The organism is Mesorhizobium sp. M0664 (genome assembly GCF_040320565.1).
Taxonomy (GTDB): Bacteria; Pseudomonadota; Alphaproteobacteria; order Rhizobiales; family Rhizobiaceae; genus Mesorhizobium.
Window position 1 is genome coordinate 59762 of record NZ_JAMYPW010000022.1, and the last position, 17232, is coordinate 76993.

The 17232-nt window shown below is 61.9% G+C and carries 16 protein-coding genes; 3 read left to right on the forward strand and 13 right to left on the reverse strand.

Annotated features, from left to right (window positions below):
- Nucleotides 1-126: 126 nt before the first annotated feature.
- Entirely contained in the window at nt 127-567 is a 441-nt protein-coding gene (locus tag NKI39_RS19985; protein ID WP_352448133.1) for a DUF2267 domain-containing protein, read from the forward strand.
- 12 nt (nt 568-579) lie between these two features.
- Here NKI39_RS19985 and NKI39_RS19990 read toward each other — a convergent pair whose 3' ends face one another.
- The 12 genes from NKI39_RS19990 to NKI39_RS20045 form a co-directional block, all read right to left on the reverse strand.
- Nucleotides 580-1575 carry a LacI family DNA-binding transcriptional regulator gene (locus tag NKI39_RS19990; RefSeq protein ID WP_352833853.1) on the reverse strand — a complete coding sequence of 332 codons (996 nt, stop codon included), beginning with the start codon at nt 1573-1575 and terminating at the stop codon, nt 580-582.
- 68 nt (nt 1576-1643) lie between these two features.
- Complete coding sequence (locus NKI39_RS19995; protein WP_352833856.1) at nt 1644-2978, reverse strand: sulfatase family protein; 1335 nt, start codon at nt 2976-2978, stop codon at nt 1644-1646.
- Nucleotides 2979-3000: 22 nt separating this feature from the next.
- Nucleotides 3001-3816: a carbohydrate ABC transporter permease gene (locus tag NKI39_RS20000; protein WP_352539303.1), complete on the reverse strand. Its 816-nt coding sequence runs from the start codon at nt 3814-3816 to the stop codon at nt 3001-3003.
- Nucleotides 3817-3823: 7 nt separating this feature from the next.
- Complete coding sequence (locus NKI39_RS20005; RefSeq protein WP_352833859.1) at nt 3824-4777, reverse strand: carbohydrate ABC transporter permease; 954 nt, start codon at nt 4775-4777, stop codon at nt 3824-3826.
- Between the two features lie 4 nt (nt 4778-4781).
- The gene (locus tag NKI39_RS20010) at nt 4782-6029 is read right to left on the reverse strand and encodes an ABC transporter substrate-binding protein (RefSeq protein WP_352833862.1); all 1248 of its coding nucleotides are present in this window, start codon (nt 6027-6029) and stop codon (nt 4782-4784) included.
- 188 nt (nt 6030-6217) lie between these two features.
- Nucleotides 6218-7030, reverse strand: coding sequence for an SDR family NAD(P)-dependent oxidoreductase (locus NKI39_RS20015; protein ID WP_352818015.1), 813 nt, complete (start codon nt 7028-7030; stop codon nt 6218-6220).
- Entirely contained in the window at nt 7027-8028 is a 1002-nt protein-coding gene (locus NKI39_RS20020; protein WP_352814243.1) for a sugar phosphate isomerase/epimerase family protein, read from the reverse strand. The genes NKI39_RS20015 and NKI39_RS20020 overlap by 4 nt, the downstream gene beginning before the upstream one ends.
- A gap of 37 nt (nt 8029-8065) precedes the next feature.
- Nucleotides 8066-8839, reverse strand: coding sequence for an SDR family NAD(P)-dependent oxidoreductase (locus NKI39_RS20025; protein WP_352814241.1), 774 nt, complete (start codon nt 8837-8839; stop codon nt 8066-8068).
- Nucleotides 8840-8843: 4 nt separating this feature from the next.
- Complete coding sequence (locus NKI39_RS20030) at nt 8844-9941, reverse strand: ABC transporter ATP-binding protein (protein ID WP_023675506.1); 1098 nt, start codon at nt 9939-9941, stop codon at nt 8844-8846.
- Between the two features lie 10 nt (nt 9942-9951).
- On the reverse strand, nt 9952-10854 hold the full coding sequence (locus tag NKI39_RS20035) for a carbohydrate ABC transporter permease (RefSeq protein ID WP_292660005.1): 903 nt from the start codon (nt 10852-10854) through the stop codon (nt 9952-9954).
- Entirely contained in the window at nt 10847-11785 is a 939-nt protein-coding gene (locus NKI39_RS20040) for a carbohydrate ABC transporter permease (RefSeq protein WP_352466746.1), read from the reverse strand. Before NKI39_RS20040 ends, NKI39_RS20035 begins: the two co-directional genes overlap by 8 nt.
- Nucleotides 11786-11842: 57 nt before the next feature.
- Nucleotides 11843-13108: an ABC transporter substrate-binding protein gene (locus tag NKI39_RS20045; RefSeq protein WP_352539298.1), complete on the reverse strand. Its 1266-nt coding sequence runs from the start codon at nt 13106-13108 to the stop codon at nt 11843-11845.
- Nucleotides 13109-13209: 101 nt separating this feature from the next.
- Between NKI39_RS20045 and NKI39_RS20050 the strand changes: the two genes are divergently transcribed.
- The gene (locus NKI39_RS20050) at nt 13210-14448 is read left to right on the forward strand and encodes an ROK family transcriptional regulator (protein ID WP_352833864.1); all 1239 of its coding nucleotides are present in this window, start codon (nt 13210-13212) and stop codon (nt 14446-14448) included.
- Between the two features lie 68 nt (nt 14449-14516).
- On the opposite strand, the gene NKI39_RS20055 is transcribed toward NKI39_RS20050, so the two are convergent.
- Nucleotides 14517-15476, reverse strand: coding sequence for a DMT family transporter (locus NKI39_RS20055; protein WP_352818438.1), 960 nt, complete (start codon nt 15474-15476; stop codon nt 14517-14519).
- A 399-nt stretch (nt 15477-15875) separates the two neighbouring features.
- On the opposite strand from NKI39_RS20055, the gene NKI39_RS20060 reads away from it, so the two are divergent.
- A complete protein-coding gene (locus NKI39_RS20060; protein ID WP_352818006.1) occupies nt 15876-17207 on the forward strand; it encodes a PQQ-dependent sugar dehydrogenase in 1332 nt (443 codons plus the stop codon).
- The last annotated feature ends 25 nt before the right edge of the window (nt 17208-17232 follow it).

The following is a 17232-nucleotide window of genomic DNA, read 5'->3' on the forward strand; positions in this document are numbered from 1 at the left end:
ACCTGACGCCGACAGGCTCTCCGACCGAACCGGTTTCCGCCGCTTTGCCAGGACGATTTTCACAGGACCACGAAACAATAATCTCCGGTCGCCGTTTCGCCCGCAGAACCTTTCGAGGAGGCGACGATGAGCGCAACCGGCTTGGACGTTTTCGACAAAACGCTGCAAATAACAAACATCTGGCTTGACGAGATCATGGCGGATCTTGGTCCGGATCGACACGTCGCCTGGCATACATTGGGCGCCGTTCTGCGAACCCTTCGCGACAGGCTGCAGATCGGACTGGCGGCCAAATTGGGAGCGGAACTGCCGCTGCTCGTGCGCGGCGCCTACTATGATCGCTATCGGCCCGCCGACATGCCCGACAAGACACGCTCGCTCGAGAAATTCCTGCAACACATCGCCGATGAATTGAAATCGACCCGTCCTGTCGATCCCGAGGATGCGGCACGCTCTGTGCTGCGTGTGCTTGCACGGCATATCGACCTTGGCCAGTCGGCAAAGGTGCGGGATGCGCTGCCAAAGGAAATCCAGGTCCTCTGGCCTGAAAGCGTGGGCGTCAAATAGCGGCGATCCTGCTCATGCGGACGCGCGACGGACCAACTGCCACGAAACGCTGAAAAGGGTAGGTATTGCGCCCGGTGTTGCCGAGATCAATGAGATCAGATGATCGGCAAGATGGTCGTAGTGGGCAGTTTCGGGGCCGATTGTCGTCAATGCCGGATGACTGAATTCGCCCTCGTCGATATTGCCGCAGCCGATGACTGCAATGTCGCCGGGCACGGAGAGGCCGGCCTCCTCGAATGCGTGCAGGGCGGTCACGGCGGCAAGATCGGATTCGACGAAAAGCGCGGTCGGCCGATCCTTGCGGGCGGCCAGCGCCGTAGCATTGGCAAATGCAGCCTTGCGCGCCTCTGCACCGCCGATCACCAGGTCGTCTCGCAGCGGAAGGCCGCGTGCTTGCAGGAAGCTGCGATAGGCGGCGAGACGGCTCCCGTCCACCGCTTGCTCATGCACCATATAGGCGATGCAGCGATGGCCAGCTCGGTAGAGGTAGTCGAGTGCCTCGAAGACGGCCCTGCCGGTATGCTGGCGCACAACCGAAAAGCCTGCCGGCTCGATGGTCGGATGGAAGATCACCGCTGGCCGGCCCGCGGCCGCCAGGCGCGCGGCCAAGAGCATCACCTCGGGCTCGGAGAGATGCTGCCAGTCGGCGATAATGCCGTCTGCCAGCCCGCTCTCGATTTCCCTCACGATCCGGTCGGTTCGCTCCAAGGTGTCTCCCGCGGTGATAATTGTCGAAAATCCCCTCAGCGCCGCTGCAGATTGGATATCCTGCGCGATCCGGTCGCTGAACGGCACGCCGAGACGAGGCAGTACAAGGCAGATTCGCTCGGCCTGCTGGCGGCGCAGCTGCCGCGCGGTGCGGTTTTGCACGTAGTTGAGCTCAGCGACGGCCTCGAGGATGCGCTGCCGCGCCTCCTTGCCGACGAACTTCAGGCGCGTGCTGTCGCCGCTGAGCAGGTACGACACGGCAGCGGTCGATACATTGGCGCGCCGGGCGACATCGGCCATGGTCGGCGCCTTTCTGCGATCGGAACTTCTCTCGTGCATTGTTGGATCCGCTACGCGACGTGACATGATCAACTGTCGCTCAGCCGGATTTCATTCCAGCTTCCATGCCCGGCGGCAAGGATCTCGGGCCTTGCCTCGCCGGCCTCCTCCATCAGGGCAACGATGCGGCCTCGCAGCCATGCACGCGTCTCTGCGTGATCGGGCGAAGCTATGAGATTGGTTAGTTCGTTTGGATCGGCATCGAGGTCGTAGAGCCTCGCCTCGACATAGAAATCGCTGCCGGAATCCCGCCAGCCGTCTTTTCCCGGCGCCTCGACCTCATATTTCCACCGTCTGGTGCGCAACGCGCGGCCGACATGGTGCTCGCTGATTTGAATGAATATCTCGTCGCGCGGCGGCCGTTCGCCCTGCAGTGCGTCGAGCAGCGAGACGCCCTGCATTGAATTGGGCACTTTCAGGCCGGCCGCGGCGAGCAGGGTCGGCGCGAGATCGACGAGGCTGACCAGGCCTTCATATGTGCCGATGCGCTGGAAGCCGGGGCCGTGGAATAGCGTCGGCACGCGGATCGACGCCTCATGACAGGAACGCTTGTATTCGTTGTTGCGAGTCTTGAAGTGACATCCGTGGTCGGAGGTGAAGAGGATGATCGTGTCGTCAAGCCGGCCAAGGCTGTAGAGCGCCTCGATCAGCCGTCCAAACGCCTCGTCGAGGCGTGCGACCATGCCCAGATAGCCGGGGAAATGTTCCGCTGTCGTGCCGCCAAGTGCGGCGAGATCGCCGGGAATGGCGAGCTTCTTGCGGATCCTGTCCTCGTATCCGAGCGGGGCAGGGTAGTTGTCCGTCTGGTTCTGGTGATGCGGCTCGAGGAAGGACAGGAATAGAAAGAACGGCTCGTCTTCCCTCGATGCGACATAGCGGATTGCAGCGTCGGTTAGGGCATCGACGCGGTATCCCGGCAGCTTCACCGCCTTGCCGTCATTGTCGTGGACGACGGTGTCGAAGGGGCCGGAAGTGAACTCCAGGATGTTGGAGGCCAGCCAGTAGCGATAGCCGCCGCGTTGTTCCTGGGTGACCGGCTCGGCGGAGCCCAGGTGCCACTTGCCGATGTAGGCGGTGTCATAACCTGCCGCGGTGAAATGATGCGCGAGCGTGCGCTCGCTCTTCGGCAGTGGGATGTCGTTGCGGTAGCAGCCGGTGATGGTCGGGTACCGCCCCGTCTGGAATACGGAGCGGGCGGGTCCGCAAACGGGCTGGCAGGTAAACGAATTCGCCACGAACGTGCCGGTCCCGGCGAGGCGGTCGAAATTTGGCGTAAGCTCGAGCGGATTGCCATGGACGCCAACGGTGTCCCAACGCTGCTGGTCGGTGAAGAAGACGATTACGTTCGGTCGGCGGGACGTCATAGGGTGCAATGGCTCCGAATGGTCATTTCATGCCTGCCAGCATCACGCTGCGGACGAAGTAGCGCTGCGTGAAGAGGAACAGCAGCAGGCTCGGGATGAAGAGAATGATCCCGCCCGTCGCCGTCAGGTTCCACTGGGTGAAGAATTCCTGGTTGAAAAGCGTCAGTCCCGTCGTGATCGGCCGCATTTCGGTGGTGTTGACGGCGACCAGCGGCCAGAGGAATTCGTTCCACTGGAACACGAAGGTGAGGAGGGCCAGCGTCGCCAGTGCCGGACGGACCTGCGGCAGCACGATGCGCCAGTAAAGGCCGAGTTCCGAGCAGCCGTCCATCCGTGCAGCGTCAAGCAACTCGTCGGGAATTGGACGGATGAACTGCCGCATCAGGAAGATTCCGTAGGCGCTCATGGCGAATGGAAGGATAAGGCCCTGATAGGTGTTGAGCCATCCCATCCGCGCGGTGAGCACATAGAGCGGGATCATGCGGATGAAGAATGGGATCATCAGCGTGGACAGCACCGCGACAAACATGACGCGCTTACCGGCGAATTCCATCTTGGCGAAGACGTAGCCGATCAACGGATCGAAGATCAGATGGAGGAAGGTAATCCCGCCGGCGATGATGAAGCTGTTGAGCGTGAAACGCGCGAACGGCGCCTTCTGCCAGATGTCGATGTAGTTCGTGAATTGCCACGTCTCGGGGATCAGAATCGGAATGCCGCTGAAGACGTCGGCATCGCTCTGCAGCGACAGCGAAAGCATGTAGAGGAACGGAAAGATCGACAGCGCCACGCAGAAGAGCAGCAGTAGGTAGGACGGGAGCGTTTTTGCCAATGTCATGCCAACCTCAATAGGTGGTTTCGCGGTTGAGCAGGCGGAACTGAACGAAGGTGATGGCCAGGATCAGCAGGAACATCAGGAAAGACAGCGCCGAGGCGTAGCCGATGTTGAGCTCGAAGAAGGCTGCCTCGAACACGTGCAGGCTGAAGAACCGCGTCGCGTCGGCCGGTCCGCCCTTGGTTATCAGGTAGGCCGGCGCCAGCTCCTGCAGTTGGCTGATCGTGCTGACGACCGCGATGAACAGCGTGGTCGGCGTCAACAACGGCCAGGTCAGATAGCGGAATTGCTGCGTCGGCGTGGCGCCGTCGATGGATGCGGCATCATAGAAGTCGGACGGGATCGACTGCAACGCGGAGAGGTAGATCAGCATGGCATAGCCGACATCCTTCCAGACCGTGATGGCGATGAGGGTCGGCAGCGCGGTCGAGGTGTCGCCGAGCCAATTCTGGGTCGGCAGCCCAAGCTCGGCAAGGAAGCTGTTCAAGATGCCAGTGTAGGGATCGAGAATTGCCTGCCACATCAACGCGACGATCACGAAGGAGGTGATGTAGGGAAAGAAGATGATTGCGCGGATCAGAGTGCGCCCCGGGATCGGCCGGTTGAGCACGACTGCCAGTCCGAGGCCAATGGCGATGCTGGCCGCGGTGACGCCTATCGCGAAGGCCAGCGTCACGAAGAGCGACTGCCGAACGCGCGCGTCGCCGAGCGCAGCAACGTAGTTGTCCAATCCGGCGAATCGGCTCTCGCCGATCAGCGGCTGGCCGCTGTACAGGCTCGCCCAAAACTCTAGTCCGATCGGATAGAAGAAATAGACCGAGAAATAGAGGATTGCTGGCGACAGCAGCAGGTAAGCGAGAAGCGTTTGCCGGGTGCGCCGGCTGAAGCGGCCAGTTCGCCGGGTCGGCATCGCGCCGACGCGAATGTCCGTATCGGCCGTATCGGTGCTGCCGCTGATAAACATCGGCCTAGTTGTTGGCCAGGATGACGTTGGCCTCGGCCGCGAATTTCGGCATGATCTCGGCTGCTGGCTTCTGATTGTAGATGATATCCTCGAGCGCGCTTTGCAGGAGCTTCTCGATTCGCGCGTGCTTGCCGGTGAGGCGCAGCTCGGCGGTGACGTCTTGCGCGTAAGGCAGGCATTTGCTGAAGCTGCCGATGACCGGATCGGCCTGAACCTCGGCGTTGTTGGCCCAGGATTTGCGCGGCATCGTCATGCCCGCTTCCTTGGTAGCCGCCAGTTCCGTGTCGAGCGCGACGAGCCGCTTCAACAACTCCCAGGCCTCTTTCGGGTGCTTGGCGTCCTTAGGGATCATCACGCTGACGCCGCCCGCGAACGTCGCCTGCACCTTGTGCTTGAGTGATGGCGCAACCGCCCAGTTGAGCTTCGGGCTGCCCGAGCGGATCGGCTTCACGTCCCACGGACCGGTTATGATCATGGCGACCCGGTTGGCCGTGAACAGCTTTTGCGGACCCTCATAGTCAGCACCCGCCGCCGGCTTGGTCGCTGCTTTTTCCTTGTGGATCAGGTCGGCGAGGAACTGGATCGCTTCGATCGCCTCAGGACTGTCGAGATTGACCTTGTTTGTCTTGGGATCGTAATAGCTTACGCCGTTCTGCAGCAGCCACGACGAATAATATCCGATGCTCGGGTTGGGAGCGAAGCCGAAGCGGGCGCCGGTCGTCGTCGCCTTGGCAACCTTCAGGAACTCCTCCCAGGTCGCAGGCGGCGCGTCGAAGCCCGCCTGCTTCAGCATATCGACGTTGTAGACGAGGGTGGCGCAGGTGAGGTGGATCTGGATGCCATAGTACTGGCCGCCGAGTTTGTTGCGCTCCACGGAATAGGCTTGCCAGTCGTCGGGATAGCCGATCGCCTTGCCGTCTTGTTCGATGAAGTCGTTCAGCGGCCGCAGCAGATTCCGCTGGCCGAATTCCTGCACCCAGCCGCCGGGTTCGGCGACGAGATCGGGCGGGCTCTTCGCAGCAAAATCCGCCACCAGCTTGGTGCGCATATCCGGCCACTGGAATTTCTCCCACTGCACCGACCATCCGGGATGATCGGCCTCGAACTTTGCTATTGCGTCGGCATAAGCTTGATACGCGTGGCCGGCGTTCCAATAGAGCGTCAGGGTCTCGGCATGGGCTGCACTCGCGGTCGTCAGGGCCACGCCTAAAACCACACCGTGCAGGAACCCGACTGACTTGTAGCGGCGCATCTTGGTCTCCTCCAGGTTTGCCACCGCCTTCCTCACAATGGATGGCGACATATTATTCGATTAATATACCCGCTATACCGCCGTTTTTGTCAAGCTCCGACTGTAATGCAGTGCATAGTTCTGGCCGAACTCGGGCGGAGCTATCTACAGCGCGCGATGCCGAAGTTGCTGGTCTGGACGATCGCGGCCTAACCTGGAAAGATCGTGAAACCGCCATCGACGCGGATTACCTGCCCGTTGATGAAGCGCGCGCGCGGACCGGCGAGGATGGCAACCGCTTCGGCGATCTCTTCAGGCTCCGCATACCGGTTCAGCGATTTCTTGCTCGAATCCATGCGCTGTGGATCGACCACGCGGCTCGCCTGGAACCGTGCGGTCTTGGTGGCGCCGGGGCTCACCGCATTGACGCGTACGCCATCGTCGATCAGTTCCTTGGCGAGGCAGCGCGTATAATGGACGACAGCCGCCTTGAGCGTCGAGTAGACCACCTCGGGCGAGCAGCCGATATGCGCTGCCGCCGAGGCGATGTTGATCACCGAGCCCGAGCCACGCTTGACCATCGGCGGAACGAACGCCTGGCAGACCAGCATCGTGCCGATGAGGTTGTTCTCGGTTAGAACCTTGATGTCTTCGTAGTCGATGTCCAGTGCGTTGTTGGGATTGGGCTTTACGCCCTTGGCGCCGATGTCGCCGCCGGCGCAGTTTACCAAGACGTGCACGTCGCCGAGCTCCGCCTCGATCTTCCTCTTCATTTCCGCGACAGCTTGCTTGTCGCCGATGTTGCCGGTGACCGCGGTGATGCGCGTCCCGTGCTTCTCCAAGCCCCTGGCAGAGTCGCCGAGGTCCGCGAATTCGCCATATTGAGATGGCCGGGCCCAATCGAGGTCGTGGACCGCGACGTTTGCGCCAAGTTCGGCCAAGCGGTCGGCCATCACGCGGCCGAGGCCGCGTCCCGAGCCGGTGACGAAGGCGGTCAGGCCGCTGAGTTCTCGGGCAGTCATGCTGATTTCTCCATTGCAATGAAATCGAATTTCATCATGTTGGCGGCGCTGCGCCGGATCATGTCGAGCTCGTACGAAACGAGCGCACCGTCATCATTGCGCTCCCATGGCGTGCGGTAGTCGGCGTCGTCCGCAAGGCGGTTCAGGCGCGCGGCACTCAGGCAGGCCGCGAATTCGCGGGCGGTCTTCGGCGCATATCCGTTCCACCAGTCGTCGGTGAGACAGCGAACGTGACGAGCCTCCAGCGCGCCGGGCTCAAGCACCGCCGTCAGCGTGTCGTGGTGCCCGCCAAGGATGGCTGCCAGTTCGGCGAAAGGCACGGCGCCGTCGCCGATCGCGCAGCGGACCAGGCGATAGCCCTCATCCGTGAACTGGACGCGATAGTCCTTGAGGTGAACGTGGCGGACATGGGGCGCGATCCGGCGCGTGAAGGCAAGCGGCGCCTCGCCGACAGGAAAGGTGTTGCCGGTGTCGTAGGTGATGCCGACACCCGGCCCGCCAAGTTCGCAGAACGCAGCCAGTTCGTCGCTGCCGAAGTCCTGATGGTTCTCGATGCCGAGCACGCGTCCCTCGGCCGCCGCACGCGGCCCCCATTCCGTCAAGGCAGCGCGAATCGTTGCGTTGAACTCGCTCCATTTCGGACCCCACGCATTGCGGTCGCCGCACAGGACAGGCGTCAGTGCGATACGGATCGTCGTCGCCTCGAGCAGGCGCGCAGCCCGGAAGGCGTTGTCCAGCGGACCTGCCACCAGCAGTCCGCCGCTCACCACCGGGACGATGTCTAGCGCGGCAAGACGCCTGCGCAGGGCGACGATTTCGGCGTCAGTCAAGTCGGTCAACCAGGGTTCGTAGATCTCGAGCGTGCGTGCGCCCAGTTCCTGCGCCAGCGTGATGAAGCCTTCCAGCCCCACGCCGTCCGGATTGTGCCGCGGCGTGCCGCGGCCCTGCAGGCCGAGATAGTAGGTCAGTCCGTAGGGGTTGAGGCCGAGACGAAGCATCAGCTTGGCGATTCCAATGGAGAGCGGAGAGGCGTCACTAGCGCAGACCGGCATCGACGGTTATGGACTGTTTGGTGATCATGCGGCTGTCGTCGGCCGCCAGGAAGAGCACGGTGCGTGCAATCTCCTCGCCCAGCAGGACGCGGCGGATCAATTGCCGCTGCACCGTCTGGTCGACTGCCTCCTGCGTCTTGAACCACAGCTCGCGCTGCCGCTCGGTCATGACGGCGCCGGGTTCGATCGCATTGACGCGGATGTTATCCGGTCCGAACGACCGCGCCAACGCACGCGTCAGCGCCACCACGGCCCCCTTGGCGGTGGCATAGGCCACCATCTGGTCCGCTCCGAACCGCCAGGCAATGGAGGAGAAGTTTATGATCGAGCCGAAGCCGAGTTCCTTCATATGCGGATGCACTGCCTGCGCGGCGAAGAAGTGATGCCTCAGATTGACATCGAAGCTGCGGTCCCAATAGTCGGCCGTTACCGCGTCGATGGGATGGCGCTGATCATTGGCTGCGTTATTCACCAGGACGGCGACCGGACCAAGCCGCGCGCGCACGCCTGCTACCGACGCCTTTAGCGCATCGACGTCGGTCACATCGCAATGGAGATATAACGGAGCCTGCCCGGCGGCACCAGCGAGCTCGCGCACCAACGCCTCCGCTGGTTCGTCCTGCACATCGAGAAAGGCTATCCGGGCGCCGTTCGCCACGAAGGCGCGGACCATATCGGCGCCAATGCCGGAGGCGCCGCCGGAGATCAGCACGACCCGACCGGTCAAGCTCGGATAAGTCGCGAATTGTACGGACATCAAACTACAGAAGCGCCTTGGTTGTTGGATCGAACAGACAGGCGCGCGACATGTCGATGCCGAGCGTTATCGTCTCGCCCATGACGGGAGCGTCATCCGGCTCGAAACGGCCGGTGATCTCCAGGTCACCCAGCCTGAGCACGGCAAGCGTCTCGGCCCCGGTAGGCTCGACCAATTCGACCGGCGCCTGCATGGACGCCACAGCAGGTTTGCGCGACTTCAGATCGGTCGTGAAACGGTAGATGTGTTCCGGCCGGATACCGAGCACGACGTCCTTTGGCGCACCGGCGGGCATCGGCGCGGCAAGGGCGAGGCTGGCGTCGCTGCCGTCAGCGGCGCGTACCGAGATGCTGGTCGAGCCCGTAAGCCGGGCGGGAATGAAATTCATCGCCGGCGATCCCATGAAACCGGCAACGAACATGTTGGTCGGCCGGTCGTAGATCCGTTTCGGCGTGTCGAACTGCTGTACCGAGCCCTGGTTCATCACCGCAATGCGGGATGCAAGCGTCATCGCCTCGACCTGATCGTGGGTGACATACACCGTGGTCTTGCCGACGCGATGGTGAAGCTTCTTGATTTCGGTACGCATGTCGACGCGCAGCTTGGCGTCGAGGTTGGACAAGGGCTCGTCGAACAGAAACAGCTTCGGGTCGCGCACGAGGGCACGCCCCATCGCAACGCGCTGCCGCTGGCCTCCCGAGAGCTGGCCGGGCTTGCGTTTAAGCAGTTGTTCGATCTGCAGGAGTGCGGCAACCCGCTGGACAGCTTCCGCCTGCGCTGCTTTTGGCACGCCGCGGCTCTCCATGCCGAAGGTGATGTTCTGGCGCACCGTCATGGTGGGATAGAGGGCGTATGACTGGAACACCATCGCAATATCGCGGTCCTTGGGTTGCACCGAGTTCACCAGCCGGTCGCCGATCCATATCTCGCCCGACGTGACGGTTTCCAGTCCGGCGATCATGGCGAGCAAGGTTGACTTGCCGCAACCCGACGGGCCGACAAGGGCGACGAATTCTCCGGTCTTAGCCTCGAGATCGATGCCGGCAAGAATCTCGAGCGAGCCGTAGCTCTTGTGAAGATTGCGGATCATCAACGCGGACATGGGCGACGCCTCATTTGATGGCGCCCTGGGTGAGGCCGCGCACGAAGTATTTTCCACCGAACAGATAGATGAGCAGCGGAGGCAACGCGCCGATCAGCACGGCTGCGCTCATCACATCGTAAGCACGCGCGGTCGTGCCGCCGGCCGTGAGCGCGACCAGTGCCGCTGTGATCGGCTGCTGCTGGCCCGATGTGAAGACGACGCCGAACAGATACTCGTTCCAGATGCCGGTGAACTGCCAGATGACGGTGACGATCAGGATGGGCGGCGACAGGGGCAGGATGATCTTGCGGAAGATCCGCCAGAACCCGGCGCCGTCGATGCGTGCCGCCTTGATCAGGTCGTCCGGTATGCTGACGTAGAAATTGCGGCAGAACAGGGTGGTGAACGAGATGCCCTGGACGACATGGATCAGCACCAGCCCATATGTGGAATTGGTCAGGCCGAGCTTGCCGAGCAGGAACGCCCACGGCATCAGCGAAATCTGGCCGGGCATGAATACGCCGAGCAGCATCAGATTGAAAATCAGTTCAGAGCCCCTGAAGCGCCATTTGGAGAGGATGTAGCCGTTCATGGCGCCGAGAATGGTCGAGATGATGGTGGCGGGGATCGTCATCGCCAGGGAGTTGAAGAAATTGCGCTTCATTCCCTCGCAGGTACCGCTGACGCAGTAGGATCCCCAGGCCTGCGCCCACGCATCGAACCGGAAGCTGCGCGGTACGGAGATGAGGCCGTTGCGGGCAATCTCCGACTGCTCGCGCAATGAGTTGAAGATCACCACCAGCAGCGGCACGAGATAGACGACCGCGAAAAGCGTCAGCACGGCATAGACAAGGAAGCGGCTCCAGAAATGCCGGCGCGTGGCAGCGGCTTCTTCCGGATCAAAACGGGCATTAGGGGCAATTTCAGCCATTGCGGCCCTCCGCTCGCCGGCGCCAGACGATCCACAAGGAATACGGCACCAGCACAACCGCGACCGCAGCGAGCATCATCATCGCCGCGGCGGCACCTTCGCCGATTTGGCCGCGCTGGAACATCAGGTCGTAGACATAGATGGCGGGGAAGGTGGTGGACACACCTGGGCCGCCTCGCGTCAACGCCGCCACCAGGTCGAAGGTCTTGATGGCGAATTGTATCTGAATGACCGCCACCGCCAGGAATATCGGGGCGATGGTTGGCAGGATGACCCTCCGATAGGTCCGGAAAACCGACGCGCCGTCGATTTGCGCGGCCTTGACGAGATCCGGATCGACCGACCGCAGACCGGCCAGGAAAAGTGCCATTGCGAAGCCGGACGACTGCCAGATACCGGTTATGATCACCGCATAGATCGCAGTGTTGCGGTTGGCCGTCAGGGCGAAGCTGAAGTCGGTCCAGCCAAGCCCGCGAACGAAGGCCTGGATACCGTCGACAGGATTATAGAGCCAACTCCACACCGTACCGGTGACGATGAAGGACACCGCCAACGGATAGAGGAAGATGGTGCGCCAAACCGCCTCGCCGCGGACGCGCTGGTCGATCGCGATCGCGAGCAGCAGGCCAACGGCCATCGAGCCAACGATATAGAAGCCGCTGAACAGGAAGAGATTGGTATAGGCGATGTTCCAGCGCCGGTTTGCCCAGAGCGAAGCGTAATTGTCCAGGCCGACGAACCCATAGGTCGGCAACAGCGACGAATTGGACAGCGAGATGTAGAGCGTCCAGAGCGTGAAGACGAAAACATAGATGAAACTCGCCGCTATCGACGGCGCCAGCACCAGAATGGGCACCATCGTGCCCAGGCGCTCGCGCCACGGACGGGCCGCGGCAGCTGCGGCTGGTACAATCAGATCATGGGTGGACATCGGGCTGCTCCGGCGAGGTCTGGCCGGGAGCTTCACCCCCGGCCATCATCGGCAGCGTCACTTCTGCGCTTCGGCCGCATCCGCCATCGCATTGGCCGCGTCCTGCGCACTCATATCCGGCGTTGCTACAAACTCCGTGATGCTATCCATTATTGCGCCGCGGACCTTTTGCGGAACCGTCATGTTGTGCGCCATCGAACGCACGAGCGTGCCGGCGGCGATCGAGGCTTGCAAATCCTTTTGCGAGAGTTGCTGGCAGGGATTGAAGCCGTTCGAAAGATCGACATCGAGGCGCGCCGGAATGGACCCTTTGGTCTGATTGAAAATGGTCTGGAATTCGGGCGACAGGATGATGCTGGCAAGCAGCTTCTGTCCCTCGATATAGTCCGGGTCCTTCTGCTTGAAGAACACGACCGAATCTGAATTCAGGATGAAGCCCGGCTTGCCCCAATCGGTCGGCGCCTGGGCGCAGACATAGTCGGTGCCCTCCTTGAAGCCGCCGGCCGTCAGCAGGCCGATCGTCCAGTCGCCCATGATGTGAAAGGCGGCCTCGCCGCGGCCGACCAGATGCGACATGGTATCCCAGTCACGCCCGTTCATGCCGGGATCCATGTACTTCGAGGTCATGGTGCGGAACTGCTCGAAGGCCTTGACCATGCCGTCACTGCGCATGGCGTCGACGTCGCCCTCGACGAAGGCTTTCTTGTAGAGATCGAGGTCCTGACCGTACACGACCACTTCGAAGACGGTCGAGTCGGTCCAGTCGGCGGTCGAGTGCGAAATGCAGATCTTGCCGCTGGCCACGATCTTGTCGCAGGCGGCATTGAATTCCGCCCATGTCTTCGGCATCTCGGTGACGCCCGCGTCCTTCATGACCTTCGGCGATGCCCACAGCCAGTTGATGCGGTGGATGTTCATCGGCGCGGCCACCCAATTCCCGGTCGGCTTCATCACCGGCAGCAATTCGGGAGCGACGACCTTCTCCCAATTTTCCGCTTTCGCCAGGTCGTCGAGATTGGCTGTCATGCCCGTCTCGTTCCATTCGGCGATCTCGGGGCCCTTTAGCTGCACAGCGGGAGGGGCGTTGCCGGCGATCACATCGGCACGCAGTTTGGCCAGGGTATTGGCCGTATGGCCCGCGATGGAGGTCTGCTGCCAGGTGCCACCCTTGGCGGTAAACATCTCGCCGAGCTTGGCGATAGCCTGGGCGTCCGATCCGGTGGCCCATTGATGCAAGAGGTTGGTCTTCGGCTCCGCGAGGGCTGTTCCGGTAATCAAGGTGAGGGCGGTAGCGGCCGCAAAGGCCGTCCTCAGGTATTTCATCGTTTCACTCCCATATATGATGCACGGTTCGTATCGACCGCTTGTGGCCCGCGATTTGAGGTCGTGGCCGGCGAGATGCAGTAATCTCCGTTCTTTCCAAGATGACATATCTGGGCTATCAGTCAACGTGCTTTGTGCCCATCATGAACAAACCTTCGCTTAGAAATTGGCTAATCGACAGGCCGTCCGCGTCGCCGGAGAGCCTGATCGTCCGATGCCTGCGCGAGCGCGGCGTGCTTTCTGCGTCGCAAATTACCCGCATTACCGGTTTGGCGCGGTCGACGGTTTCAACCGCGCTCAATGGCTTGAGAAAGTCGGGGATGGTAATCGAATCCCCGGCCCATCATGACGCGGCGAGGGGTATTGGCAGGCCTGCCACGACATTGACGCTCAATCCCGCTGCGGGCACCTGCGTCGGCATCCATCTGGGCCTCGACGAGATGCGGTGTGTCGTCGCTGACGTCTCGCATTCTTTCGTTGCCGAACAAACCATCCCCATGGGTCTGGACTACCAGCCGCAACAAGCGGCCCAGCTCGCCAAGTCAGTAATTGCCCGATGCTATGAAGAGAACGGTCTGCCGATGGCGGGGCTCCTGGGGGTTGGGGTCTCCGTCTCGGGCCCAGTCAGCCGCGAAGGAGTGGTGCTGCGCGCGAGTATCGTTCCGACCTGGGCCGGGGTCAACATCCGCGATGTGTTCGGGCCGGTCCTCGAACAGCCGATCTTCGCCGACAATGAGAGCAACTGCTCGGCCATTGCGGAGCTGATGTGGGGTGCGGCCGTCGGCCAGGACGACTTCGTGCTGTTCAAGGTCGATCTGGGCGTCGGCGGGGCCATTGTCCAGCACGGTCGGCTGGTGAGCGGCATCGCCGGCGGCGCCGGCGAATTCGGGCACATCAGCATCGATCCCAGCGGCGACCTTTGCCGGTGCGGTAATCGAGGATGCCTGGAGCTCTATGCCAGCTTTGCCCGACCGCTCGAGCAGATTTCGCGCATCCTGCGGCGGCCGGTCACGATGGACGACGTGATCATGATGGCCGAGCAGGGCGACGTGAGGGCGCTGCGGATGATCGAGGACACCGCCGAGTTCGCCGGCCGTGGCCTTGGCCTGATCGGTTCGGTTCTCAATCCGCCGCTCATCATCATCGGCGGCCGCATGGCCTTGGCGGGCGACATTCTCCTGGCGCCACTGATCGCATCATATGAACGCCACACGCTCATCAAGTCCCGCGATGTGGCGCCTGCGCTGCGCACGCGGATAATCGTTGGCAAGCACACGGAGAACGACGCATTGCTCGGCGCGGTCGGCCTCGTGCTGCGTCACAACAGCCGACTTCAGTGACCCGGCTTGCTTCGGGTGGCGCTCTGATTTTGCGAGCTGCTCGCCGAAGCAGCGGAACTGATGTTTGCCTACGCGACACGCACCGTGCGCTGTCTCGGCTTGATCGCGGTGGCGAGCAGCAGGCCGGCGATGATGAAGGCGGCGCCGGCGAGATCGTAGTCGTGCAAGCTTTCGCCAAGGACCAGATAAGCGAGAACGGCGACGAAGGCGGTCTGGAGATAGAGCAGCATGCTGGCGCGCCCCGCACCAAGCGTCTCGACGCTACGGTTGTAGAGATAGTACATCAGAGCACCGCCGGGGCCGGCAACATAGGCGAGAGCCAGAAGGCCGTTCGCATGCAGCGCCGAACGATCCCCGGAAAACAGTTCCCAGAGATAGAAGGGCAGTGCGGCCAGCGCGCCGGCTCCCAGCAGCAGGACCACCATCGGCAGAAGCTCGATAGCGAATTTGGCGCGACGCAGCAGCACGGTGTAGAGGCCCCAACAAAACGCGCTGCCGACGATCCACAACTCGCCGGAATTGAACTGCAGCTGCATCAGCGCGGCAAGGTCGCCGCGCGCCACGATCACCACCATCCCAGCCAGAGCGACCAGCGCTCCAAGCGCTTTCCAGACACCAAGGGGCTCGCCGAGCGCGAAGCGGGCAAGCACCATGGTCATGATCGGCGACAGCGCCATGATGATGCCGGCGGTCGTCGCGTTGGTGTAGTTGAGGCCCGTGTAGATCATGCCCTGACACAAGGTTAGCCCGATAGTGCCGATGACCAGCACCTCGATCACCCGGGATTGGATCAGCACGAGCATCGCCCCGTGATGACGATGGACGATCGGCAGCAGGATCGCGCACGCGAGCGTCAGCCGCCAGAAGCAGAGCGCCCAAGGCGGCATCTCGGGGGCAACCCACTTGGCGGCGATATAGACGCCGGCCGACAGGAGCCAGCAGAGCGTCGCGAGGGAATAGGCGAGCGAAAGTGATGCTCCGGGTGTCGCCTTCGCTACACTTGGATGTGCTATCGGCAGCGATTGGATATCCGTCTCCTCCCACCGCAGACTTTAGCAGATTGGCAGCGTCTTGCTAAGCAGCAACAACAGCTGTTTCACCAGATGGCGCAATCGGTGGGTCATTGTGGGTCCCGCCGTTCACGGTCTCCTTCCATTCGAACGCATGTTGGCCCATGAGCAACTCGATACCGAACAGCGCAAGCCGTATCGATTTCGCGCGACACGAATGTGAGATTCATATCGCGCGACAGATATTCGCGCGGTTGCCACAATCTTCTCGCGCCATATTTCTACCGAGAGCAGATCTGTCGCGAATTCCTGGTTCCTAGGATCACGAGCGCCGCTGTTTCGAAGCAATTGGAAGAATAAGCCACTGACTTCCGTTTACACAAAGAGCGCGACACAGATCCATGCGGAGGACGTCCGATGCATGCCGGCTTCCGAGGAAGCGTACTCGTAGCGGTGTTGGGCACCGTCATGGCAAGCTGCGCTGGCATTCCGGCGCAAAAAACCAGGGCAATAACCGGCTATGGCCCCAACCCCACTTTACCGAAACCAAGACCGACGCTGATCCCGACTGTTAACATCGCCGAGGCGAAAGGCTGGCAGAAAGAAGGTATGCCGACCCCGGCGAAGGGGCTGACGGTGAACGCCTTCGCCATCGGCCTCGACCATCCGCGCTGGCTACATGTGCTTCCGAACGGCGACGTGCTGGTTGCTGAAACCAATGCCCCTGCCAAGCATGATGAAGGCTTCAGTCTTAGAAAGGTCTTCATGGACCTGGCTATGAAGCGGGCTGGCGCCGCGACCAAAAGCGCCAACCGCATCACGCTCCTGCGCGACACCGATGGCGACGGCATTGCGGATGTGCGCACGACGTTCGCGGAAGGCCTCAATTCGCCCTTCGGCATGACGCTGTCCAAAGGCAAACTCTTTGTCGCGAATACCGACGCGCTCGTCGCTTTCCCCTACTCCAATGGCCAGACCCGAGTCAGCACGTCGCCGGAAAAGATCATCGACTTGCCGGCCGGGGACCTCAACCATCATTGGACCAAGGACGTGATCGCAACTCCGGATGGACGCAAGCTCTATGTCACCGTTGGTTCCAACAGCAACGTTGGAGAAAACGGCATAGCCGCCGAGAAGAACCGCGCCGCTGTCCTTGAAGTGGATCGGTCTACCCGCCGCACTCGGGTCTTCGCCTCGGGCCTGCGCAACCCGAACGGGCTCTCCTGGAATCCTGAGACTGGCCAGCTTTGGGTCGCCGTGAACGAGCGTGACGAGATCGGCGACGACCTTGTGCCGGATTACATGACCTCGGTTCGTGACGGCGCTTTCTACGGTTGGCCCTACAGCTACTACGGACAGAACGTCGACGAACGCGTCAAGCCGCAGCCCCCCGATCTCGTGGCGGCAGCGATCAAGCCCGATTACGCCCTGGGCTCTCATACCGCCTCGCTGGGACTGACCTTCTCCAAAGGCGCGCGGCTCGGTCCGGCCTACGGCAACGGCGCCTTCGTCGGCCAGCACGGCTCGTGGAATAGAAGCGTGCATAGCGGCTACAAGGTCATCTTCGTGCCGTTCCATGGTGGCAAACCGAGCGGTCCTCCGGAAGATGTGCTCACTGGCTTCATCGGGCGTAATGACGAGGCGATGGGCAGGCCGGTCGGCGTCGCTATCGATCAGACTGGCGCACTGCTCGTCGCCGACGACGTCGGTAATGTCATCTGGCGGGTCCGCCGGGCGAATGGCCGTTGAGCGCAGGTGGCCTTTCTGATTCCGA

Excerpts from the sequence above, each read along its gene's own strand:
- NKI39_RS20035 (WP_292660005.1), bottom strand. The coding sequence starts at position 10,854 with ATGGCTGAAATTGCCCCTAATGCCCGTTTTGATCCGGAAGAAGCCGCT.
- NKI39_RS20040 (WP_352466746.1), bottom strand. The coding sequence starts at position 11,785 with ATGTCCACCCATGATCTGATTGTACCAGCCGCAGCTGCCGCGGCCCGT.
- NKI39_RS20005 (WP_352833859.1), bottom strand. The coding sequence starts at position 4,777 with ATGTTTATCAGCGGCAGCACCGATACGGCCGATACGGACATTCGCGTC.
- NKI39_RS20020 (WP_352814243.1), bottom strand. The coding sequence starts at position 8,028 with ATGCTTCGTCTCGGCCTCAACCCCTACGGACTGACCTACTATCTCGGC.
- NKI39_RS20025 (WP_352814241.1), bottom strand. The coding sequence starts at position 8,839 with ATGTCCGTACAATTCGCGACTTATCCGAGCTTGACCGGTCGGGTCGTG.
- NKI39_RS19990 (WP_352833853.1), bottom strand. The coding sequence starts at position 1,575 with ATGGCCGATGTCGCCCGGCGCGCCAATGTATCGACCGCTGCCGTGTCG.
- NKI39_RS20060 (WP_352818006.1), top strand. The coding sequence starts at position 15,876 with ATGCATGCCGGCTTCCGAGGAAGCGTACTCGTAGCGGTGTTGGGCACC.
- NKI39_RS20010 (WP_352833862.1), bottom strand. The coding sequence starts at position 6,029 with ATGCGCCGCTACAAGTCAGTCGGGTTCCTGCACGGTGTGGTTTTAGGC.
- NKI39_RS20045 (WP_352539298.1), bottom strand. The coding sequence starts at position 13,108 with ATGAAATACCTGAGGACGGCCTTTGCGGCCGCTACCGCCCTCACCTTG.
- NKI39_RS20050 (WP_352833864.1), top strand. The coding sequence starts at position 13,210 with ATGACATATCTGGGCTATCAGTCAACGTGCTTTGTGCCCATCATGAAC.
- NKI39_RS19985 (WP_352448133.1), top strand. The coding sequence starts at position 127 with ATGAGCGCAACCGGCTTGGACGTTTTCGACAAAACGCTGCAAATAACA.
- NKI39_RS20030 (WP_023675506.1), bottom strand. The coding sequence starts at position 9,941 with ATGTCCGCGTTGATGATCCGCAATCTTCACAAGAGCTACGGCTCGCTC.
- NKI39_RS20000 (WP_352539303.1), bottom strand. The coding sequence starts at position 3,816 with ATGACATTGGCAAAAACGCTCCCGTCCTACCTACTGCTGCTCTTCTGC.
- NKI39_RS19995 (WP_352833856.1), bottom strand. The coding sequence starts at position 2,978 with ATGACGTCCCGCCGACCGAACGTAATCGTCTTCTTCACCGACCAGCAG.
- NKI39_RS20015 (WP_352818015.1), bottom strand. The coding sequence starts at position 7,030 with ATGACTGCCCGAGAACTCAGCGGCCTGACCGCCTTCGTCACCGGCTCG.